This window comes from Flavobacterium resistens, assembly GCF_900182645.1.
GTDB classification, from domain to species: domain Bacteria; phylum Bacteroidota; class Bacteroidia; order Flavobacteriales; family Flavobacteriaceae; genus Flavobacterium; species Flavobacterium resistens.
The window spans coordinates 632,240-655,654 of sequence record NZ_FXTA01000003.1; the positions used below are offsets into that span (position 1 = coordinate 632,240).

Sequence of the window (23,415 nt, forward strand, 5' to 3'; positions counted from 1 at the left end):
TTTTACAATTTAATTTTATTTCAATTCAAAACCGTCTTGCAAACCTTTATCAGAACTTCCTCCAACCATTATTTTAAAAGTTCCCGGTTCAACTAAATACTTTCCTTCATTATCATAAAAGCCTAATTCTTTATCCGATAAAGTAAAAGAAACTGTTTTCGTTTCACCTTTTTTCAGGTTTACCAATTCAAAACCTTTTAATTCTTTTATCGGACGAACTATACTTGCAAATTCATCATGGATATATAACTGAACAACTTCTTTTCCGTCATAATTTCCCGAATTTGTAACCTCAACACTTACTTGAACTTTTTCTCCTTTTGCAAAAGCGGTTTTATTCAATTTCAGGTTTTTATAATCAAATTTGGTATAACTCAAACCAAAACCAAACGGAAATTGAGGCGTTTTCTCCACATCCATATAATGTGACCAGAAAACATTTTTATCACTGTCTGTTGGTCTTCCTGTGCTGTATTTATTATAATAAATCGGAACCTGACCAACATTTCTTGGAAACGACATTGGCAGTTTTCCACTCGGATTATAATCTCCGTAAAGAACCTGCGCCACTGCATTTCCTGTCTGAGTTCCTAAATGCCAAGCCTCAACAATTGCCGGAACATTTTCTGCTGCCCACGGAATACTCAACGGACGACCGTTATTTAAAACCAAAACCACATTTGGGTTTACTTTATAAATTTCTTCTAATAATTCTTGTTGCAAACCAGGTAGATTCAAATCAGTTCTACTTCTTCCCTCGCCACTTTGAAAACCATATTCTCCTAAAACCATAACGACAACATCAGCATTTTTTGCTGCTGTTTTTGCTGCTTCAAAACCGCTTTTATCTGTTGTGTTGAAAACCGTTTCCGTTAAGAAAGTTGCTTTTTGTTTCAATAGGTCAGCTCCTTTTTCAAAAACCAATTGATTGTCTTTATATTGCTGCATTCCTTCTAAAACCGAAACCGCCGTATTATCATCAGCCGCGATTCTCCAGCTTCCCAGCGGACTATTTTTATCATTTGCCAAAGCGCCAATCAAAGCAATTTTTTGCCCCGATTTTTTCAGCGGAAGCAAATTCTTCTCGTTCTTCAATAAAACAATAGATTTCTTCGCCATGTCCAAAACGCCGTCATTATTGGCTTTACTTCCAACAACTTCTTTTTCGCGTTTTTCATCACAATATCTGTACGGATCGTCAAACAATCCTAACTCAAATTTCACGCGTAATATTCGTCTAACAGCATCATCAACCAAAGCTTCTTTTACTTTTCCAGACTTAACCAAATCAACCAATTTTGCTACGTACAAATACGATTCCATATCCATATCAGAACCCGCAATTACAGCTTTTGCCGTTGCATCAGCTTCATCTTTTGCATAACCATGCGCAATCATTTCGCGAATAGAAGCATAATCCGAAATCACAAATCCGTCAAACTTCCATTTCCCTTTTAAAATATCTCTTTGTAAAAAGGCATTTCCTGTTGCAGGAACACCATTCAAAGTATTAAACGAATTCATAAACGTACGAACTCCAGCTTCTACAGTAGATTCAAACGGTGGCAAAACCGAATTGTACAATTTAGAATTACTAATATCCACAATATTATATTCCAATCCAGCTTCAACATAACCATACGCCGCAAAATGTTTCGCACAGGCAGCAATCGTATTTACTTTAGCTAAATCAGCAACCGTTTCTCCCTGAAAACCTTTTACTCTCGCATAACCAACTTTGCTTCCCAAATACGGATCTTCTCCCGCACCTTCCATCACACGTCCCCAGCGCGCGTCATTCGCAACATCGACATTTGGTCCAAAAGTCCAGTTAATTCCAGAAGCTGACGCTTCATCAGCCGCAATCGCCGCCGATTTTTTAATCGCTTCCAAATCCCAACTCGCCGCTTCTGCCAGCGGAATCGGACTTAACGTTTTATAACCATGTATTACGTCAAAACCAATAATCAACGGAATTCCCAAACGAGTTTCTTCAACCGCAATTTTCTGCACCGCACGAACTTCCTTCACACCACGAACCGTCAGCATCGAACCAACTAATCCTTTTCTTAAATGTTCGTATTTTAATTCGGCCGTTCCTCCTTTTGGTGCTGGTCCCGTCACATCCCAAAAACCGTTGTATTGGTTCATCTGCCCGACTTTCTCCTCCAAAGTCATTAAAGGCAAAAGCAAATCTATACGTTGTTCAATAGTTTTATTTTTATCCAGATACGGCTTTTTTTGTGCATTCATATTTCCAACGGTAAACAGGGACAAAACCCCAATAATTATTATTTTTTTATTTTTCATGGTTAGTTTTTTTTTAAGATGCTAAGGTTCTAAGGCACTAAGATGCTAAGTTTATTTTGGGCGTGTCCCGCCGAAAAAGGCGGGTCGGGCTATCCGTTTCAAGTCCTCGCACTTCCTTCGTCAGGCTGTGGGCTTTCCACTTCTATCCCTCACGCGAACGGTTTCAAAATATTTTTTTAGTCTCTTATTTTCCAACACACAGTTTTGTCATTTCGACGAAGGAGACCCGAGCGATAGCGAACAGGCGAAGCAAATCTCCACAAGAAACTCCTCACCGAATGTCTCATCTTTGTCAAATCCCGAGTATGATTTCTCCTTTCAGTCGAAATGACAAAGACTAAAATCTAAAATTCTGTCGTAAAACAAGAAGCTGGTAAATTTGCTTTATTAAACAAATCAGATTGTATTGTATTTCCCCACGCAAACCTTACCTTCTCAGGTTTAGGAACTTTTTTGCTCGTCAAAATCACTTGGTTGTTTTTTATTAAAACTTCAGCAGAAAAGAAAGCGCCATCGGATCCAGCCAACTCAAATTGACTCGAAACTTTATTTTTGAAATATAATCCGTCAGCATAATCAAATGAAACCGTAACTTTATTTTTCTCAATTTTAAAGTCTTTAAAAAGCGGCCCATTAACCAAATTAGAATTGGTTTTGTAAACTTCGGCAAGCGCCAAATTAGCCAAACGAATTCCGACCTCCTTTTTATTCTTTGGATGAATATCAATCGTATCTGAAATATCAGAAGTCAAAACCATTCCGGTTTTTGAGACTTCATTTAAAAGTTTTCGTTGTGAATTTCGAACGGTTACATTCGAAAAATTATTGCTTCCTGTTTTAAATGGCGCAATCTGAACGAAATAAAAAGGGAAATCGTCGTTCCAAGCTTTTCTCCAAGAAGTAATTAAAGCCGACAAAGTTTTATCATAAACCAATGAACCAACATTCGATTCACCCTGATACCAAAGCGTTCCGGCAATTTTAAATCCGACAAAAGGATAAATCATTGCATTATACGCCCGTCCTGGTTGTCTTGGACCGTATTCCTGTTCGTTTAGTTTTTTAGCATTTTCTAATAAAACAGCATCGTTATTAACGACTTCTTCCGGCATCCATATTTCTGCAGGAGTTCCTCCCCAATTGGATGAAATTAATCCTATTGGAACATTTTTCAAATCTTCGCGCAAGCGTTTGGCAAAAAAGTAACCAATTGCGCTGAAGTATTTCATAGTTTCCGGTGTCGATTCGACCCAGTTTCCAAGTAAATTATTTTGTGGTGAAGTTGCAGTTAACTTTGGAACAGTAAAAAACCGAATATTTGCATTCGTTGCGTTTTTCATTTCTTCTTCTCCATTGTCAATTCCCCAACTTACTGACATTTCCATATTCGATTGCCCGGAACAAACCCAGACTTCACCAATTAAAATATTTTTTAAAACAACTTCATTATATCCTTTTATTGAAACTGTAAAAGGTCCGCCCGCTTCTGGAGTTTTTATATGAAGCTCCCATTTCGCCTGATTATTAGCAACGGTTTTGTATTCCTGATTGTTCCAACTTGAAACCAATTTGATTTCTTCTTTTGGATTTGCCCAACCCCAAACCTTAACTTCAGAGTTACGCTGTAAAACCATATTGTCGCCAAAAATATTCGGAAGGGAAACGTTTGCCATCATTGTACTGGAAATCAACAAAAAGAAAACAAACTTAAATATATTATTTTTCATTTAATAGCTTTTTTAAAAACGGGGCATATTGATCTGCCATCACTTTTTGATCTGCAACGTCAGGATGACCTAGACAGCCATTCGGTTTCATTGGTTTGAATTTGAAAATCAAAATTGATTTGTGCGCTTTATCATTTGCAAAAGCATTTTTGACTTTATTTAGACAATCTTCAAAAACAACTGCTTTTTCACCATTAACCATTGGACTGTTTGTAATTACAATCTGCGCTTTTGGATTATGCTCATAAAGCATTTTTATAAAATTAATGTAATTCGAAACATACTTTTCAGCATTAAAAGGAAGTCTTTCTTTTTTGCCATCTCCGCCAGAAAAATCATTTGTTCCCAAAGCAATACTGATAATATTGGGTTGAAAAGCAAAATCATATTTAGGTTTTGAATTGTCTTTTGTCAAATATAAATTTTGATACACATCCGGCATTATTGCTTCGTCTTTGTTTTCATCATTCCAGTTTCTGTACATCCCAATTCCTGATACAGAACTATTCAAATAATCAACACCAATAGTTCTCGAAAGCGTTGGGCCATAAGCATAATAACCGTTATGATGATCCATATATTCTCCTTTATCACAATCAACAGAATCGCTAGCGGCGGCGCATGTAATAGAATCACCAATAAATTCTATTTTCTTTTTCTTTTTAAAGGAAATTGTAGTCAGTTTTGCGGTTGTTCCTGCAAATAAAACACCTCCGGTGTGTGCTTCGGTATTTTTATAAATCTCTAATCTGTGTTCTTTTTTATTCGAAGTAATTTTGACTGGAAAAGACTGTGCATCTCCTTTTTCAATTTTAATTTTCCCAAGATACTTTCCATCTAAAACTAATGCAACATAATTATGATGTTCATAAGAATCAACGCTTTGAAGTTTAATCGAACATTCGTTTCCTTCAAAATTAAAAGAAACCGAAGAAGCAGTTCCAATTAAAACAACATTATCGTTTTGAAGTTTTTCGATTCGACCTTCGTATAGAAAAGTTTTATTTTGATTTTGGATTTGCGAAACACAAACGGTTGCAATCTGCAAAAACACAAATAAAAAAGATATTTTTTTGAGAAACATAAGTTATTTGTTAAAATATAAATAGGATTCACAAATATATTTGAATCCCGTGATTCAAAAAGATACTAAAATGTCAAAACGTAATAAAAAAACACCACATAAACACATCAGATTTCAAATTCTAATTATAAAATCTTACAAATTCTATTGTTCCCTTTGAATTCAGAAAAGAACAGTCTACTTTTATAAATTAATTATTTTCTGAAAATGAAATCATCCTTATATATATTTTTATTGTTTGTTATTCTATTTTCTTCTTTTAAAAATAAAGAAAAAGAAAAGCAAATCCATGTTCATTTTGAAACAAATAAGAATCAAGCTGATCGAGATTCAATTGTTGCTTATGCTAAAAAATATTTAGGAACTCCTTATGTATATGCAGGCAATGATCCAAAAAAAGGTTTTGATTGCTCTGGTTTTGTTAATTATGTTTTCAAAAACTATGGAGTGACTTTACCAAGAAGTTCTGGCGAATACAAAAACATTGGAACAAAATTAAATCCTGAAGAATTTAAAGTGGGCGATATTTTAGTTTTTTACGGGTACAAAGACAAAACAATTATAGGGCATCTGGGCATTATTTGCGAGGCGAATGGAATGAAGTCAAAATTTATTCACGCATCGTCAGGAAAGGCACAATGCGTTACCATCACCTCATTAGATACCGAACATTATACCAATCGTTTTTACAAATGCATTGACGTTTTGACAAAATAGTTTTTGCTGCAAATTACACGAATTGGTAGCAAAATTTTTTATTCTTCAGTCAATAATTTAATCAGGCTTTCATCTCTTTGATAAATGTCTTTATAAAAATTTAGATTTCCTTTTCGGTCCACCCAAGCAGTAAAATAGCCAATATAAACAGGAACTTTCTTTTTCAATGTGCACCAGCTTTCTTTTCCGGCATGCATCGCTTTGTCAATTCTTGCTGGTGTCCATTGCGGATCATTTTTCAACAATTCTATAGCCAGTTCGCGAGGTTTTGCGACACGAACACAACCATGACTAAAAGCTCTGCTTTCTCTTTCAAACAAACTTTTTGCAGGTGTATCATGCAAGTAGATATTACTTGAATTTGGAAATAAAAACTTCACTAAACCAAGTGAATTATTTTTCCCTGGAAGTTGACGAACAGCGCCGTTATTCCATTCCAGATTTTTCTTTTGCAAATAATTTTTATCCTTTGCCATTCCGGGTTTAATCTCCGAATTGATAATACTTGTTGGAACATTCCAATACGGACTAAAAACAATATTATTCATCATTCCGCTGAAAATAACCGTTTTTGTCATCGCTTTTCCAACCACAACTGGCGAAATAAAAGCGATTTTTCCATCCTCAATTATATACAATCTAAATTCAGGAATATTGACTTCAATGTATTTTTTCCCTTTTTCCAACTCAGGATCAATCCATCTGCAACGTTCCATATTTACAATAATTGTTTTAATTCGGTCAGAAACCGGAATATTCAAATCCTCAATATGTTCTTTCAGAATAGTGTTTTTTGGTGTATAGCCATGACGCAATTCATACGTTTTCATTGCATTAATCAAAACCGTATCGCAAACCGCACTTTTACTATCTTCTTTAATATCTTTTGTAACAAAAAGCCTTTCTCTAATTTGAGTTACAATTGCAGATGAATCACCTAATTTCAAGTTTTTAAACTCTTCTTCAGTTTCAATTGTTTTCCAGCCTCCTTTTTTTTCAATATCACGATATTGTTTTAAAACATCGCGCAGTTTATAATACTGGCTGAACATTTTGCTCTTATGATCATCATTGATCGTTGATTTTTGAAAAATAGAATCCGTCAGGGCACGGTAATTCAGTTTTTTTCTTGGCAAAAGCCATTCAAGCGAAATACTAGTTTTTTCGTCAACACCAGAATATACTTTTTCGGCATAATAGAAATACAGATTAGAAATCATTAAGTCTGTACTTTCTTTTGAAAGTTTATTATCGTTGTTGCTTTCAAAAACAGCATTGATTTCTTTATATGGAAAATTGGCTTTTAGTCCTTCTTCATCAAGACCTTTATATTTATTGAATAAAGTATGTGCAAACTCATCAATTCCTTTATTGTCTTGCCACAATTGAGTCGATTTATTTTTTTTATATAAAGCCTGAACCTCATCCTGAAATTTGTCAAGTTTGGGATATGCAGTATAAAATGCAGCAATTTTTGTACTATCTATTGACAGTCTGAGTTCCGGTAGCTCTGCTTTGACTTTTACTTGATTTTCTTCTTTTTTATCCCCTTTCGAATTACATGAAACAACAATAAAAAGGCTTATAACGGCAATAAACTGATACCAAATTTTCATAATACAATTTTTAATAAAAATAGGAAAGTTTTAATAAATACAAACTTTTCTAAAATGAAATTTTCGATAAATCACTAGCATCCAAACAAATAAAAAAAAAGCCCCAAATACGCAACATATTTGGGGCTTTCGATATAACCAACCTATTAAAATTCTATTAGATAACAGTTCCTTTTAAAGTAAGAACTTTAGGAGTCGTCTCGGCACTAGTTGTAACAGTTACCGTTTTTGTAAAACCGCCTTTGTTCGCTGCATTATAAGTTGCAGTAACTTTAGCTGTTTTTCCTGGCTGAATTGGCTCTTTTGTATAATCTGTTGCTGTACAACCGCAAGAACCTTGAACATTTGTAATTACTACAGCTGTTTTTCCGGTATTTTTGAATTCATAAACGATAGCTTTTGGAGTACCCTGAGGAATTTGTCCAACATCTATTGTTTCAGCTTTCCAAACAATTGTTGAAGCTGTTTCAAATTTTTCTGTTTTAGAAGTTAACGATTTTACAGGCGCAACTGCAGAGAAAGACATTAAGCCTAATGCCAAAACTAACATGGAGATTTTAATCATTTTCATAGTTAAATATTTTTAATGGTTTATTGTTCTAAATTTCTATTTCAAAAGTATTTCAGATAAATTCAAATCGCTGTTAACCGGTCTCAAATCTTTGTTAACGACTTGTTAAGGGGTGTTTTTAAGCATAAATTTGATTAATATTACACTTTTAAAAAGCCATTTTTCTTGAAAATAAACAGACTTAATAGTATTATCCTCCTCGGATTAATTGCCATTATTAGCATATTGGTAGCGCAATTGCTTTGGACAAAAGAGGCATTTACATTAGAACAAAAAAAACTGAGCCAAAAAGCTCATATTGCCTTGCTTGAAGTTTCCCGAAAATTATATGAAGGAACTGATCACGAACATTCTTGCCAAAATCCTGTTCAAAAAATTTCGAACGATTATTATATTGTCAACATAGAGAATGATTTTGAACCCGATATTTTGGAATTCTATTTGAAATCGGAATTCAAAAAAATGAATATTACGACCGATTTTGAGTACGCTATGTACAATTGCCAAAGCGATGAAATGGTTTACGGCGATTATGTTTCTTTGTCTAAAAAAGGAAAACAAAACAAAACCGTATATTTTCCTAAACATAAAAATCTGGTTTATTATTTTGCCGTTCGTTTCCCAAATGAAACTACTTATTTGTTTAGTTCTATGCGTTTTTGGTTTGTGCTTTCGACTGCGCTTATTCTGATTTTGCTCATTTATGTGTATTCTATTTTTAAGCTTTTACAGCAAAAAAAATACTCAGAACTGCAAAGGGATTTTATCAACAATATGACGCACGAATTTAAAACGCCTTTATCTTCTATTTTGATTGCTTCGAAATATCTAATCGAACAAAATCCGATTAAGGAAGACAAAAAGCTGCATACTTATACTGATATTATCATCAAACAGAGTCATAAACTGAACAATCATATTGAGAAGATTCTCAACATTGCCAAATCAGATTATGTGCCTTTGGAAATAAAAAAAGAAACCGTTTTAATTGTTCCTATTATTGAAGAAACGATTGAAAACATTCGATTAAAATATCCGGAAGCCAATGTTAGAATTGAATCGGCATCGGCAGAATATAAAATTGAAACTGATGTTTTTCATTTCCATAATTTGATTTACAATTTATTAGACAATGCTATAAAATACTGTACTGACAAACCAGATATTCTGGTTCAGATAACTTCGCATAATCAAACTTTAAAATTGGCTTTTATTGATAATGGAATCGGAATTCCGGTTAAAAACATTTCTTTTATATTTGATAAATTTTATCGCGTAAAAAACGAAAAAAGCAATGAAGTAAACGGTTTTGGTCTCGGCTTGTATTATGTAAAAGAAATATGCAACCTTCAAAACTGGAAAATAAAAGCCGAAAACAATTCAGAAAAAGGCGTTACAATAACTTTGTCCATTCCTTATAAAAAATGAAACAGTTCAAAATACTTTATACAGAAGATGATGAAACTCTAGCTTTTTTAACCAAAGATAATTTGGAACAAAGCAATTATGAAGTTGTGCATTGCTGCGATGGAGAATCGGGGCTTCAGACTTTTAAAAAGGAAAAGTTTGATATTTGCATTTTTGATATTATGATGCCAAAAATGGATGGTTTTGATTTGGCTACAGAAATCAGAAAATTAAATACTGACATTCCAATTATTTTTCTTTCGGCCAAAACTTTAAAAGAAGATCGAATCAAAGGACTTCGTTTAGGTGCCGATGATTATTTGGTAAAGCCTTTCAGTATTGAGGAATTGATTTTGAAAATTGAGATTTTTTTAAAGCGTTCGCAGAAAAATATTCCGTTAGAAAAATCGGTTTATGAAATCGGAAAATATCATTTTGACATCAATAATTTTATTCTTTTTAATGAAAGTGAAAAAATCAGCCTGACGCAGCGCGAAGCCGAATTGCTAAAACTCTTTCTGGACAACAAAAATCTAGTTTTAAAAAGAGAACAAATTTTGACCGCACTCTGGGGAACCGACGATTATTTTATGGGAAGAAGCCTTGACGTTTTTATTTCCAGACTTCGTAAGATTTTAACTGGTGAAAAAGGAATCTCGATTGAAAACCTACACGGAATTGGTTTTCGTTTTTCAGTTGAATAATTCTTTTTCTTCGAATAAATCGTAACAATTCTGCTAAAAATAAAGAAAAATCTGTAAATGGATTTTAAAAAATCTTTGTATTTTTAAGTTCTAATTTTGTCAGATATGAAAATACATCATTTGCGAAATGCGACCTTAGTAATTGAAACCGAAAAGCATGTAATTCTGGTTGACCCAATGTTGGGGAAAAGAAAAACAATTGCTCCATTTACTATTTTTCGTTACAAACCAAAAAGAAATCCGCTTGTTGCTTTGCCAAAAAACAGTCGGGAAATTTTGAGTAAAGTGACGCATTGCTTAATTACGCATTTACATCCTGATCATATTGACAAAGCCGGAGAAGTTTTTTTAAGACGAAAAAGCATTGCTGTTATTTGCAGTGCAAAAGATGAAAAAGAACTCTCAAAAAGAGGTTTGAATATTGTTCAGACGCTTAATTACTGGGAACCTCAGCCTTTTCTTGATGGAAAAATCATTGGGATTCCGGCGCTTCACGGTTACGGATTCATTGCTAAACTTATGGGCAATGTAATGGGATTTTATATTGAACTTGCCGATGAAAAATCTATCTATATAAGTTCTGACACCATTTTTACTGATGATGTTCAAAAAGCATTAATCGAACTTAAACCCGATATTGCAACCGTTGCCTGCGGAACTGCACGATTAGATATCGGACAACCTTTATTAATGCAAATGAACGACATTTTAAAATTTACAGCACTTGCGCCAGCAAAAGTTTTTGCTAATCATCTTGAAGCTTTAAATCATTGTCCCACAAGACGCGAAGAATTAAAAAAAGCGCTTTTAGAAAATGATCTTTTATCTAAAACGGCTATTCCTAGTGACGGGACTTTTGTGGAATATTGATTTTTTTTCTACACCTCTTCAAATCTTTGTCGAGCTACTTACGGAGATTCCTCGTTCCTCGGAATGACATACTTTGAGTGTATACTTTTTAAATAACAACTTCAATGAAGGATTTTCCGTCTAGTTTGTCATTCCGAGGAACGAGGAATCTCCACAAGAAACTCCGCAATTCTATTCAAATAAAGAATTCAAAAAATAAAGTTCCGGATTAATTGTTTTTATTAATTCAAGTTTTTTGCTTCTATCCCAACCTTTAATTTCCTTCTCTCTAGCAATTGCTTCTTGAATCCAAGTAAATTTTTCATAAAACAACAAAAATTGAACATTATACTGTGAAGCAAATGTTTTATTTTTTGATAAAATGTTGTCTTGATGCTAACTTAATCTTTTCCTTAAATTATTGGTAACTCCTGTGTAGAAAACAGTTTTTGCTTTATTCGTTAAAATATAAATATAATAAGTATGATAGCCATCTTGATAATGCATAAAGAGAATTTCAAATTTCAATAAAAATAAGAAAATTCCTAAAATCACAAAACTAACAACCCAAATTCCCTCAACGTATTTATTGGTTTTGAATACCAAAACAATTCAAAATCTTCCAATTGCGTTTCGAAATCATTTTTCACTTCTTGAAAAGTATAATTTTTAGTAGCTGAAACTGAAATATTTCTCAAAATAGAAAGTAGCCATTCGCCTTCATCTTTGCTGGTTTGAATGGCAAAGCTTTCTTTTTTATCATGAAAAGTCAGCGACATCATTTCCCAACTTTTGCCTTTTTTGGACTTTGTGAAAATTTCTGCTGATGGTTTTCCTCCAAGCCAAACTACTTTTGCATTTGGTTTTGTATTGAAATCATTTTGCTCTTCTAAAGCATTAAAAATAAAATCGGGATGGATTTTTGTTTTTGGAATTTTAAAATCGAACCAATCCTGTAGTTCGTAATCAAAACAGATTCCGTGCATAAAATTAAAAAGTGATTTCTTTAATCCGAAACTAAATTTATCGTGATTGATTCCTGTTGAATCTGTGTAATCAATATCATTATTAGCAAAAGTTCCAATTGTTTCTGTTTTTTTAGTCACGCCAAATTTCTCCGGATATAACCCAACTGGACTATGCGCCGTAAGTGCAAACTGATGCCAAAATCCAGATTGCAAAACTCCTGCTTCAAATAATTGACGAACCATTTCTAAGCTGTCAACCGTTTCCTGAATTGTTTGTGTCGGATATCCGTACATCAAATAGGCATGCACCATAATTCCGGCTTCGGTAAAATTTCGCGTAACTTTTGCAACTTGTTCAACGGTAACGCCTTTATCGATTAATTTCAGTAATCGATCTGATGCAACTTCTAAGCCACCAGAAACGGCAATACAACCGGAAGCTTTCAATAATAAACATAAATCTTTTGAAAAACTTTTTTCAAACCGAATATTTGTCCACCAGGTTACAGCTAATTTTCGTTTCAAGATTTCAAGCGCCACAGCACGCATTAATGCGGGCGGAGCAGCTTCATCAACAAAATGGAATCCGTTTTGCCCTGTTTGTTCTATTAATTCCTCCATTCGATCGCAAAGCAAGCTTGCGGCAACTGGTTCATACACTTTTATGTAATCTAAAGAAATATCACAGAAAGTACATTTCCCCCAATAACAACCATGCGCCATTGTGAGTTTATTCCAGCGTCCGTCGCTCCACATTCTATGCATTGGATTTACGATTTCGATAACCGAAATGTATTTATCCAAAGGCAAATCTGAATAATCTGGCGTTCCAACTTGTGACTGTTTATAATCGTGTTTTAAAGAATTGTTTTTGTAAACTACTTCTCCATTTTCTAACAAAAATGTTCTTTTAAAAGAATTGGAATTTGGGTTTTCTAAATTGAAAATTAACTCTTCAATTGGAACTTCACCGTCATCTAAAGTAATGAAATCAAAAAACTCAAAAACACGTTTATCTGAAAGCGAACGTAATTCTGTATTTGGGAAACCGCCACCCATTGAAATCTTAATTTCCGGATGATTTTGTTTGACCCATTGTGCACATCGAAAAGCACTATATAAATTTCCCGGAAAAGGAACTGAAATTAAAAAAAATGTTGGTTTTATGGTTTCGATTTTAGTTTTCAAAAGTGAAATTAAAATCGAATCAATATAAGTTGGTTGCTGCTGAAGTGCTTCGTATAATTCATCAAACGAATTGGCGCTTCGGCCTAAACGTTCGGCATATCGGCTGAAGCCAAAATTATCGTCGACACATTCAACAATAAAATCAGAAATATCTTCAAGATATAAAGTCGCCAAATGTTTTGCTTTATCCTGCGTTCCCATTGTTCCAAAAGCCCAATCGAGTTCTTCTAACTGTGCAAAACGAGAAGCTTCCGGAAGAAAATCTTCCTGGCAAATTTGAAGAGCCAATGTTGGATTTTTCCCTTGCAGAAATTGAATTACAGGATCAATTGTTTTTACATATTCATCTTGAAGAGCAAAAATTCTTTTTGAATTATCTGAGATTTCAGAGTTAACTTGAAACCTGAAACTTGAAACTTGAAACAAATCCAAAAGCCCTTTTTTTGAAAATAATTCCAAAATCACATCAATACCTAAATCTGCCTGAGCGGATTCAATATTTTTGGTGTTTAAAAAACCTTTTATATACGCCGTCGCCGGATACGGAGTATTCAGTTGCGTAAATGGAGGTGTAATTACAAAAAGTTTCGTTTTCAAAAGGGAATTATTTTTCTGCAAAAATACGGGTTATTAAGGACTTTTTCAGGAAAAGATTTTGTTGAATGTCGTTTTGATTTTTTGACTTGGTTTTGTAGATAATTAATTACATTTGTCTACCAAACTAATTTGTCTACATGCAAAACAAAAGCACTTTATTTCGTTTTTTTATCCTTTTTATTCTTCTTTTTTCAGCTACAGTCCAAGCACAAAATTTCAAATGGGTAAGACAAATAAAAGGAATCACATATGATTATAGTGATTTTGCAAACGAAATGGAATTAGATCAGGATGGCAATACTTATGTCTTTGGTGAAACTGAATCTTTTTTATTCGATCTTGACCCTACTGTTTCTGGTGTTGAAATTATAAATAATTCTCATATACAAAACTTTAGAAGCTTATACTTAATAAAACTTGATAAAGATGGAAATTATTTATGGGGAAAAATGTTAGGCAATTACAAAAGAGGTGGTGAGTATACATACGGAATGAAAATAGACAAGGACGGTAATTTGAATCTTTTTGCTACTATTTCAGAACTTAACACTTCTCAAAATATCATTGATAGTTTTATAACAATAATGAAATTAAAACCAAATGGAGATTTAATTTCAACACAAAAAATACCAAGAAATTTTAGCGGCGGCGCTAGTATAAATCCTTATTCTTTTGATATTGATAATCAAAATAATATTTTCGTTACGGGATATTTTATTGGCAGCATAATTCTTGACCCCTCAAATCCTTCAGTAAATCTAACCGCAACCGGCATTGACAATTTTATTCTTAAAATTTCAAATTCAGGAAAATTTGAATGGATTAAGGCTTTTGATAATCCTAGCGGAAGTATTGGTTACTCTAAAGTTATTGTAAGAGAAGATGGAAATTTAAATTTATTAAATGGAGAGAGTTTATATAAAATCAATTCTGCAGATAATTCAATTATGTGGAAAAAGGATTTTATTGATCAGGGAACTGATACCTTCAGCGTTACTAAAAATAATATAGTACTAGTAAACCATAAAAATGACATTAGTGCGATTGTTGATGTTGACCCGTCTCCAACTTCGACTGTAAATGTTTTCAATAACCATTTTATCATATTTTTAGATTTAGAAGGAAATTTTCAGACAGTAAAAAAATACACAAAACCTACTAATGGCAATATTCAATTTTATTCACTTGCCGAAGACAATAAAGGAAATTTTATTTTTGTTGGAAGTTTTAAAGACAAAGTTAATTTTGATCCGCTGAATAGTAATTTAACCTTAACTTCAATTAGCGACTATGGCGAAGGATTTTATTTAAAACTCGATGCAAACAAAAACTTTGTAGATGCTTTTAAATTAGGTCATGAACAGCCACAGTTAAGCCCTTACAACAACTGTTATTTGTTTCAAATGAAAAGAATAAAGCTTTTGGGCGATGATAATTACATCGTTGGTGATTTTATGTGGACTTGTGATTTTGACCCGTCATTAACACAACAACACACTTTAGGAACTGTAAATGCTGGAACAATAAACCGAGATGGTTTTGTTTTAAAACTTGGGTCTTGCCAAAGCTCAAAACCAAATGGTGATGAAAATCAATATTTTTGTGCCGCGAGCAATACAATTGCGAATCTTCTCCCAAATTCAGCTAATATAAAATGGTACAGTTCTTTAAACTCGACAACTCCACTTTTAAAAACCGATCCGCTTGTTGATGGTCAAACCTATTACGCAACTCAGCAAAGTGAAAATTGTCCCGAAAGTACAGAACGTCTTGCTGTTTTAGTTCATGTTGTTTCAAAACCATTAATGCCAACGATAATTAATTCATCCTTTTGCAAAAAAGAGAATCCAACATTAGACAATATTCAAATGTCTGGACAAAATATAAAATGGTATGATTTGGCAACAAACGGAAATATTTTACCTAATACAACTCTATTAGAAGATAACAAAACGTACTATGCTTCACAAACTGTCGGATGTGAAAGCGACAGAACTCCTGTTTTGGTTAGAATCTATGACAATCCTTCGCCAACCGGAATTAAGGATCAGCAATTTTGTATTCAGCAAAATGCAACTCTAAGCAATATCAATGTTACAGGCCAAAATATAAAATGGTATGACGCTTTGACGGCCGGAACGCTTTTACCAACGACAACGGCTCTTCAAAATGGTATAACTTATTACGCTTCACAAACCTTAAACGGTTGCGAAAGCGAACGAATTCCTTTTGCTATTACAATTCAAAACACTTTAGCGCCAGCAGCAAACGCAAATCAGTCTTTTTGTACAAATCAAAATCCAACAATCTCCAGTATCCAAATCACCGGAACTTCAGTAAAATGGTATGACGCTTTAACAAACGGCTCTCTATTAACCGGAACTACAAATCTTGTAAACGGAAAAACGTATTATGCTTCACAAACTATAAATAATTGCGAAGGACCGAGATTTGGAATAACTGTTTCGGTTGTAAATACACCTTCTGCACCAACAGCAAATGCTACTCAATCATTCTGCAAAAATGAAAATGCAACGCTAAATACTATTCAAATTTCAGGACAAAATATAAAATGGTTTGATACAGCAATGTCTGCCTCAACTTTGCCAAGCACAACTTTGCTAGAAAACAATAGAACTTATTATGCATCGCAGACTGTTGGATGTGAAAGTGACAGAACTCCTGTTTTAGTTCATGTTTATGATACGACATTGCCTACTGGAAATAACAGCCAACTTTTTTGCATTGATGAAAACGCAACAATTGCAAATCTCGCTGTTACTGGAACAAACATAAAATGGTACGATTTGGCAACAAATGGAACTATTTTACCAAATACGACTTTATTACAAAATAAAATTTACTACGCGACCCAAACATTAAACAATTGCGAAAGTGAAAGATTTGCTGTTATCGTAAAAATTCAGGATACTCAAAATCCAATTGCCGATTCGCCACAAACATTCTGTATTCAGCAAAAAGCAAAAATCAGCGACATCAATATTTCCGGAGAAAACATAAAATGGTTTGAAAGCCCAACTTCGACAATAAGTTTGTCTGAATCAACTTTACTTGAAAATGGAATTACATATTATGCTTCAGAAACTATAAACAATTGTGAAAGTGAAAGAATTTCAGTTGCAATTAATATTCTTGAAGCAACTGCTGGCAATTGTATTAATTTAGTTGAGGAACTTCCCTTTCCTAAATTCTTTACCCCAAATGGTGACGGATATAATGATTATTGGACAATAGATTTCGAATACTTAGCGCCAAACACAGGAATCAAAATATTTAACCGATACGGAAAATTCATTAAAGAGCTAAACAACAACGGCTTTTGGGATGGGAATTATCTCGGACAGCAACAACCGGCATCAGATTATTGGTTTATTGTAACGAGATTAAATGGCAAAGAATTCAAAGGACATTTTAGCCTAAAGAGGTAACATTATTTTATGAAACGCATTTTATTTTTTCTATTCTTTTTATTTTTCATTCCTGTATTTTCTCAAAATAAAAACCAATCTATTGGTTTCAAAGAGAATAAAGGTCAGATTATTGATCAAAAAGGAAAATCAAATTCTTCCGTTTTATATTTATTAAATTCTAATGGTTTAAATGTTCAATTGAAGAAAAATGGATTTTCATATGATGTTTATGAAGTAAAAAAAACTCCCGTAACACAGCCAAATGATCCAAGAAATGAACGAGAAAATGCTTCACATTTTCAAAACAAGAAAAACGAGCAAGAAACTAATTTTAAACTAGAATATATTTTTCACAGAATTGATATTGACTTTGTTAATTCAAATTCTAAAGTTGAATTAATTGCAGAGCAGAAATCTTCTGATTTCGACAATTATTACAATGTTCCGAGTAAACCCGAAGGAGTTACTGCTGTTTATCAATTCAAAAAAGTTACTTATAAAAACATTTATCCAAATATTGATGCTGTTTTTACAATTCCAGCTGATCCACAAAAAACCGTTGAATACAATTTTGTAATTCATCCCAAAGGAAAAATATCTGATATTCAATTAAAATTTAATGGTGTCGAAACAGATTTGGTTGACAACAAAATCCAAATGAATGTTCGTTTTGGAAAAATGGAAGAAACACTTCCTGCAAGCTGGATTGAAGATAGAGGAAGCAAAAAGGAAATTGAAGTTGGATACAGAAAAATTAAGAAAAATATTTATGGATTTAGTTCTTCAAATTCTATAGATGGCAAAACTATTGTAATTGATCCTGTGCCTATTAGATTGTGGGGAACTTACTATGCCGGAAATAATAGTGAGTATTCTACTGATATTTGCAACGACTTAAAGAATAATGTATACTTTTCTGGCTATACATGGAGCACTACAAATATTGCTACTACCGGCAGTTATATACAATATTATTATGCTCATTTTTATGGAAACGGGTTTGTTGCTAAATTTAACACGGATGGTGTCAGAGTTTGGGGAATTTACTATGCAGCAGTTCCGACAGCTATAAAAGTCGATACAAATGAAAATTTATATTTTACTGGAAGTGTGAATGTAGGCAGTGATATAAACAACTCTTTAATAGCTACACCAGGTTCGCACCAACCAGAATCTAAAGGATATTATTTTAATGCTTTTTTAGTAAAACTTAATTCTTCTGGAAACAGAGAATGGTCAACTTTTTACGGAGGTGATTATATGGATATAGCATATGACATTGCTATTGACGCACAAAATAATACATACTTAGTTGGACAAGCCATGAGTTCTACTAATATTGCTTCTACAAATGCCCACCAGCCTAAACATGCCGATGATTATTATGGAGATGATGGCTTTATTGCAAAATTTACACCACAAGGAGTTAGAGTCTGGGGAACATATTTTGGAGGAGAAAGAGATGAACGAATCCTCTCTGCCAATATTTCTGACGATGGTTTTTTATATGTAACAGGAAGAACAAGTAGTACTGGCGGCATATCAACAACAAACAGTTTAGTTGGTTTTGTTTCAGGGATGATTTCAAAATTTAATTTAGATGGGCAACAAATTTGGGGAAGATACTTTAATGGATCTACATTCAGTTTAATAGACAAATCTACCTTAAAAGGCCAATTTTTATATTTTATCGGTACAACAAACGATCATAATAATTTAAAGAGTACCAATACTTTCAATGAAAGTTTTATGGACTTACCAATGAATTTTGGCACTAGCAGTTATATCGCCAAATTTGATGTCAATACGCAAAACCTAGTATGGGGAACCTATTTTGGAGAAATTATTCAAGATATAGCTATAAACTCTAAAGATAAGATCATAATTGAAGGCTGTACTAGTTTAAAATCTGGAATTGCTACTGCCGACGCTTATTCTACAGCACCTCAATATGGTGATGCTTACATGATCAAGCTAAACGAAAATGGGCAAAGAGAATGGGGTACATACTATGGAGGAAATGCCAGCGAAGGTATTAATGGAGCTGCAGATGTAAACAATAAAATTTCTTTAGATCTCTTAGATAATATTTATTTGATAGGAAACACTCAAAGTTCGTCTGGCATTTCGACCCCTGGCGCACATCAGGAAAATTATTCATTAAATTCCGTTGGAGGGCTTTATAATGTATATTTAGCTAAGTTTCAAGATTGCTTATCAAATCCAATAGCGTCAAGTAACTCTCCAGTCTGCATTGGAAAAACATTAGAGCTAAAAGCATCTGGTGGAACAAATTATTCATGGACTGGCCCAAATGGATTTACTTCGATAGATCAAAATCCTACTATTCCAAATGCAACAGCCAGCAATAGTGGCGAATACAGCTGCTTAATTACAGGAACTGGCGGTTGCGACGATACAAAAAAAATAAATGTCGTTATTGGTGATATTGAAAAACCAATTCCTGATTTAACAACTCTTCCAACCATAACGGGTGATTGCAATACAACTGTAACAACAATTCCAACAGCTAATGACGTTTGTGCAGGAGTAATAAATGCAACAACCACAAGTCCGTTGTCTTATGCTTTGCCAGGAACATATACAATTGTTTGGAATTACAATGACGGCAACGGGAATTCAGCAACACAAAATCAAACCGTAATTATCGTAAGTCAGCCATTACCAACAGCAAATTCTCCACAATCTTTTTGTGTTCAGCAAAATGCAACTTTAAATGACATTCAAATAACAGGTCAAAACATAAAATGGTACAGTAACTTAACAAACGGAACAATTGTTTCATCCTCAACTGTAGCTCAAGACAAGACAACCTATTATGCATCACAAACTATAAACGGTTGCGAAAGCAGTAGAATTCCAGTTACCATTAATATCCAAGTCACTTCTGTGCCAACAGCAAACGCAAATCAGTCTTTTTGCACAAGTCAAAATCCAAAAATATCGAGTATCCAAATCACTGGGACTTTAGTAAAATGGTATGACGCTTTAACAAATGGTTCTCTATTAGCCGAAACTACAAATCTTGTAAACGGCAAAACGTATTATGCTTCACAAACTGTAAATAATTGTGAAGGGCCGAGATTTGGAATAACTGTTTCGGTTATAAATACACCTTCTGCACCAACAGCAAATGCTACTCAATCATTCTGCAAAAATGAAAATGCAACGCTGAATACTATTCAAATTTCAGGGCAAAATATAAAATGGTTTGATACTAATATGTCGGCTGCCCCTTTACCCAATACTACTCCATTAGAAAACAACAGAACATATTATGCGTCGCAAACTATTGGATGCGAAAGTGACAGAACTCCAATTTTAGTTCAGATTTATGACACTCCTTTACCAACTGGAAGTAACGCCCAACAATTTTGTATTGATGAAAATGCAACTATTTCAGCGATCAATATTCAGGGAACGAATATAAAATGGTATACTGCCCAAACTGCGGGAACGCTTTTAGCGAATACTACTTTGCTTCAAAATGGAACTTATTACGCTACGCAAACATCAAACAATTGCGAAAGTGAACGATTTGCTGTGAACGTAAAAATTCACGATACTCAAAATCCAATTGCCGACTCGCCACAAACATTCTGTATTCAGCAAAAAGCAAAAATCAGCGACATTAATATTTCCGGAGAAAATATAAAATGGTTTGAAAGCCCAACTTCGACAATAAGTTTATCCGAATCAACTTTGCTTGAAAACGGAATTACTTACTATGCTTCAGAGATTGCAAATAATTGTGAAAGTGATAGGATTCCTATTGTTGCCACTATTCTTGATGCAACTGCTGGCAATTGTATTAATTTAGTTGATGAGCTTCCTTTCCCAAAATTCTTTACCCCAAATGGTGACGGATATAATGATTATTGGACAATAGATTTTGCGTATTTGGCTCCAAACACAGGAGTCAGAATATATAATCGATACGGAAAATTCATTAAAGAATTAAACAATAATAGCGTTTGGGACGGAAATTATCTTGGACAACAACAACCGGCATCGGATTATTGGTTTATTGTTACCCGAGTTAACGGACAAGAATTTAAAGATCATTTTAGTTTGAAGAGATAAATTGAATTATAAAGTCCACATTGATTTAAAAAAAGCTAATCAATGCGGACTTTTTTCTTAAGTAACAATTTATCTATTTCGTTTGTACCATCATCCAGTTTGATATTTCTTCTAAAGCTAAAGGCGAAAAAGTCTGTTCAATTTTTTCATATTCTTCGGGAGAACCTGTTTTTGACTCTTGAAAAAGATGATTTAAATTAGGAAGTTCTTTTGTTTTTACATTTTTATTTCCTGCTTTCAGCAACGTTTTTTCAATAGCTTCTAAATCAACAGTTGCAGGAACTTGTATATCTTTGCTGCCGTTAAGGGCCAAAACTGGGCATTTTACTTTTGCTAAATTTACTGCCGGATCCATTTTTAAAAAATAATACATCCAGTTATTTGTAAATTGTGGCGTTAATGATTTTGCAATTTCTTCATTATATTTTGATGCAAAATAAGTCGTAACATCTTTTTTCAAATTTTCATCATTTGTTTTAGATACAAGAATGATATCATAAGCACCTCTAAAAATTTCCTGTGCTTTTTGAATATCATTTTCGGGAACTCCACTTACTCTTTCAACCGCTTCTTTTTGCAGAAGCAGTAATTTATCTCCACGAAGTCCTGGTCCTGCCAACAAAACAATAAAATCAATTGCCTTTGAATTTCCAGCAACAATTGGAGCAATTACTCCACCTTCGCTATGGCCAATCAATCCAATTTTATCTTTATTAATTTCCTTTCTGGTTTGTAAATAATCAACTCCAGCCTGAACATCTCTTGCAAAATCGGCACTTGTGGATTTTGAAATATCCCCTGTAGATTGCTCAACACCGCGATCGTCAAAACGCAATACAGCAAATCCTTTTTTGGTCAAAAAATCGGCTAAAACCAGAAAAGGTTTATGCCCTAAAATTTCTGAATCTCTATTTTGTCCTCCACTTCCAGAAATCAAAATCACTGCAGGAAAATTGCCATCTTTTTTAGGAAGAGATAATGTCCCTGCTAAAACTACTTTGTCCGTTTTATTTTCGAATTTCACATCTTCAGTATAATAAGGATACGGTTTTTGAGGTTCCTGAGGTCTTGCATAAACTTGTTTCTGAATAATTTCCTTAGATAAATTAAGTTCGGTAGATTGTCCTCGTTGCGTAAATTTTCCAACAATAATATTGTCTTTATTCAAAATTCCTTCGTAAGAAATTTGAGCCTTTGGCATTTCTAATTTTAAAATAGAATTATCAAAAGAAGCTTTTTCCATAGGAATTCCTATAACTTTCTGATCAGGACTATCCATTGTCGCACCATATCCTGTTTCGGTTTTATTGACATGAAACACAACTCTTAATTGAGTTCCCGGCACCTTTAAAAGTCCGTTCCATTGTCCTGCAATTTCTTGCCCGTTCATTATAAAAGAAAGTAAAGCCGTAATTATAATAAGTATTGTTTTTATCATTTTTATTGAAATAAATAAGGTATTATTAGTAATTAAGAATTGTGATTTTTTTGTTTTTTCTCCAATTGTTTAAATTTGATGAAAGAGTATGCAATTGGTACAAAAGCTAAAGTAAATCCAATGCCAACAAAAGCTTTTGCAAAAATAAAGCCTGAAAAAATGATACCACCAAGGACGATAATCAAACCGCCAAAAAACCAAAGCTTCCCGGCAAATGTATGTGTAGCTTTCCAAACTTCCTGGCTCTCCAGTGTCCAAGGTGTTCTGATTCCGATAAAATAATTGGGTTGAATCACTTTAAAATAATTTCCCATTACCATCAACAGAATCCCTACTAGAATATACATTAAATTTGGATTTGAAGCCGACTGATTTTTTGAAACATATAGAAGAAATACAGCTAATAAAGACATAAACGAAACCATAAAAAACTTCAATTTATAAAACTTTTTTCCCATTAAAGAAATCCTTTTTTTAGGATCTAATTTTGCTGCAGCGAACATTACAGCATACATTAATACAGGAAGGATAAAAACTATTACAACCAGAAAAGACTTATTTCCCCAACTATCAATTTCTCCTTTCATATTCCAATGAACTGGAACTCTTTCTGGAAGACTGTTCCAAATAAAAGCCAAATACGCAAACGGAATCAGAACAATTCCAATAATTGGAAGCTCTTTTTTAAATTCTAAATTCATTAT

At 33.5% G+C, this 23,415-nt stretch carries 14 protein-coding genes and 1 pseudogene; 6 read left to right on the forward strand and 9 right to left on the reverse strand.

Annotated elements, in window-relative coordinates; all coding sequences use genetic code 11:
* Positions 1 to 15: 15 nt before the first annotated feature.
* The 3 genes from bglX to FN795_RS14070 all read right to left on the reverse strand — a co-directional run bounded on the left by bglX (position 16) and on the right by FN795_RS14070 (position 5,121).
* Positions 16 to 2,310: a beta-glucosidase BglX gene (bglX, locus tag FN795_RS14060; protein ID WP_142451180.1), complete on the reverse strand. Its 2,295-nt coding sequence runs from the start codon at positions 2,308 to 2,310 to the stop codon at positions 16 to 18.
* Between the two features lie 344 nt (positions 2,311 to 2,654).
* A complete protein-coding gene (locus FN795_RS14065) occupies positions 2,655 to 4,037 on the reverse strand; it encodes a sialate O-acetylesterase (RefSeq protein WP_142451181.1) in 1,383 nt (460 codons plus the stop codon).
* Complete coding sequence (locus tag FN795_RS14070; protein WP_142451182.1) at positions 4,027 to 5,121, reverse strand: SGNH/GDSL hydrolase family protein; 1,095 nt, start codon at positions 5,119 to 5,121, stop codon at positions 4,027 to 4,029. Before FN795_RS14070 ends, FN795_RS14065 begins: the two co-directional genes overlap by 11 nt.
* Positions 5,122 to 5,328: 207 nt before the next feature.
* On the opposite strand from FN795_RS14070, the gene FN795_RS14075 reads away from it, so the two are divergent.
* Positions 5,329 to 5,838, forward strand: a complete 510-nt coding sequence (locus FN795_RS14075) for a C40 family peptidase (protein ID WP_142451183.1) — start codon at positions 5,329 to 5,331, stop codon at positions 5,836 to 5,838.
* 38 nt (positions 5,839 to 5,876) lie between these two features.
* Here FN795_RS14075 and FN795_RS14080 read toward each other — a convergent pair whose 3' ends face one another.
* Complete coding sequence (locus tag FN795_RS14080) at positions 5,877 to 7,454, reverse strand: L,D-transpeptidase family protein (RefSeq protein WP_142451184.1); 1,578 nt, start codon at positions 7,452 to 7,454, stop codon at positions 5,877 to 5,879.
* Between the two features lie 157 nt (positions 7,455 to 7,611).
* Positions 7,612 to 8,025 carry a DUF1573 domain-containing protein gene (locus tag FN795_RS14085; RefSeq protein ID WP_142451185.1) on the reverse strand — a complete coding sequence of 138 codons (414 nt, stop codon included), beginning with the start codon at positions 8,023 to 8,025 and terminating at the stop codon, positions 7,612 to 7,614.
* Between the two features lie 165 nt (positions 8,026 to 8,190).
* Here FN795_RS14085 and FN795_RS14090 point away from each other — a divergent pair, with 165 nt between their 5' ends.
* From FN795_RS14090 to FN795_RS14100, 3 genes are all read left to right on the forward strand, one after another.
* A complete protein-coding gene (locus tag FN795_RS14090) occupies positions 8,191 to 9,453 on the forward strand; it encodes a sensor histidine kinase (protein WP_142451186.1) in 1,263 nt (420 codons plus the stop codon).
* Positions 9,450 to 10,136, forward strand: a complete 687-nt coding sequence (locus tag FN795_RS14095; RefSeq protein WP_142451187.1) for a response regulator transcription factor — start codon at positions 9,450 to 9,452, stop codon at positions 10,134 to 10,136. Before FN795_RS14090 ends, FN795_RS14095 begins: the two co-directional genes overlap by 4 nt.
* 105 nt (positions 10,137 to 10,241) lie before the next feature.
* Complete coding sequence (locus FN795_RS14100) at positions 10,242 to 11,006, forward strand: MBL fold metallo-hydrolase (protein WP_142451188.1); 765 nt, start codon at positions 10,242 to 10,244, stop codon at positions 11,004 to 11,006.
* 171 nt (positions 11,007 to 11,177) lie between these two features.
* Here FN795_RS14100 and FN795_RS14105 read toward each other — a convergent pair.
* Positions 11,178 to 11,492, reverse strand: a pseudogene (locus FN795_RS14105) (GIY-YIG nuclease family protein).
* A 44-nt stretch (positions 11,493 to 11,536) separates the two neighbouring features.
* Entirely contained in the window at positions 11,537 to 13,738 is a 2,202-nt protein-coding gene (locus FN795_RS14110; protein ID WP_142451189.1) for a B12-binding domain-containing radical SAM protein, read from the reverse strand.
* Between the two features lie 137 nt (positions 13,739 to 13,875).
* Between FN795_RS14110 and FN795_RS14115 the strand changes: the two genes are divergently transcribed.
* Both FN795_RS14115 and FN795_RS14120 read left to right on the forward strand, forming a co-directional pair.
* Complete coding sequence (locus FN795_RS14115) at positions 13,876 to 17,187, forward strand: Ig-like domain-containing protein (protein WP_142451190.1); 3,312 nt, start codon at positions 13,876 to 13,878, stop codon at positions 17,185 to 17,187.
* Between the two features lie 9 nt (positions 17,188 to 17,196).
* Positions 17,197 to 21,273 carry a DUF7948 domain-containing protein gene (locus FN795_RS14120; protein WP_142451191.1) on the forward strand — a complete coding sequence of 1,359 codons (4,077 nt, stop codon included), beginning with the start codon at positions 17,197 to 17,199 and terminating at the stop codon, positions 21,271 to 21,273.
* A gap of 73 nt (positions 21,274 to 21,346) precedes the next feature.
* Here FN795_RS14120 and FN795_RS14125 read toward each other — a convergent pair whose 3' ends face one another.
* A complete protein-coding gene (locus tag FN795_RS14125; RefSeq protein WP_142451192.1) occupies positions 21,347 to 22,711 on the reverse strand; it encodes an alpha/beta hydrolase family protein in 1,365 nt (454 codons plus the stop codon).
* Between the two features lie 32 nt (positions 22,712 to 22,743).
* Complete coding sequence (locus FN795_RS14130) at positions 22,744 to 23,412, reverse strand: SdpI family protein (protein ID WP_142451193.1); 669 nt, start codon at positions 23,410 to 23,412, stop codon at positions 22,744 to 22,746.
* Positions 23,413 to 23,415: the final 3 nt, after the last annotated feature.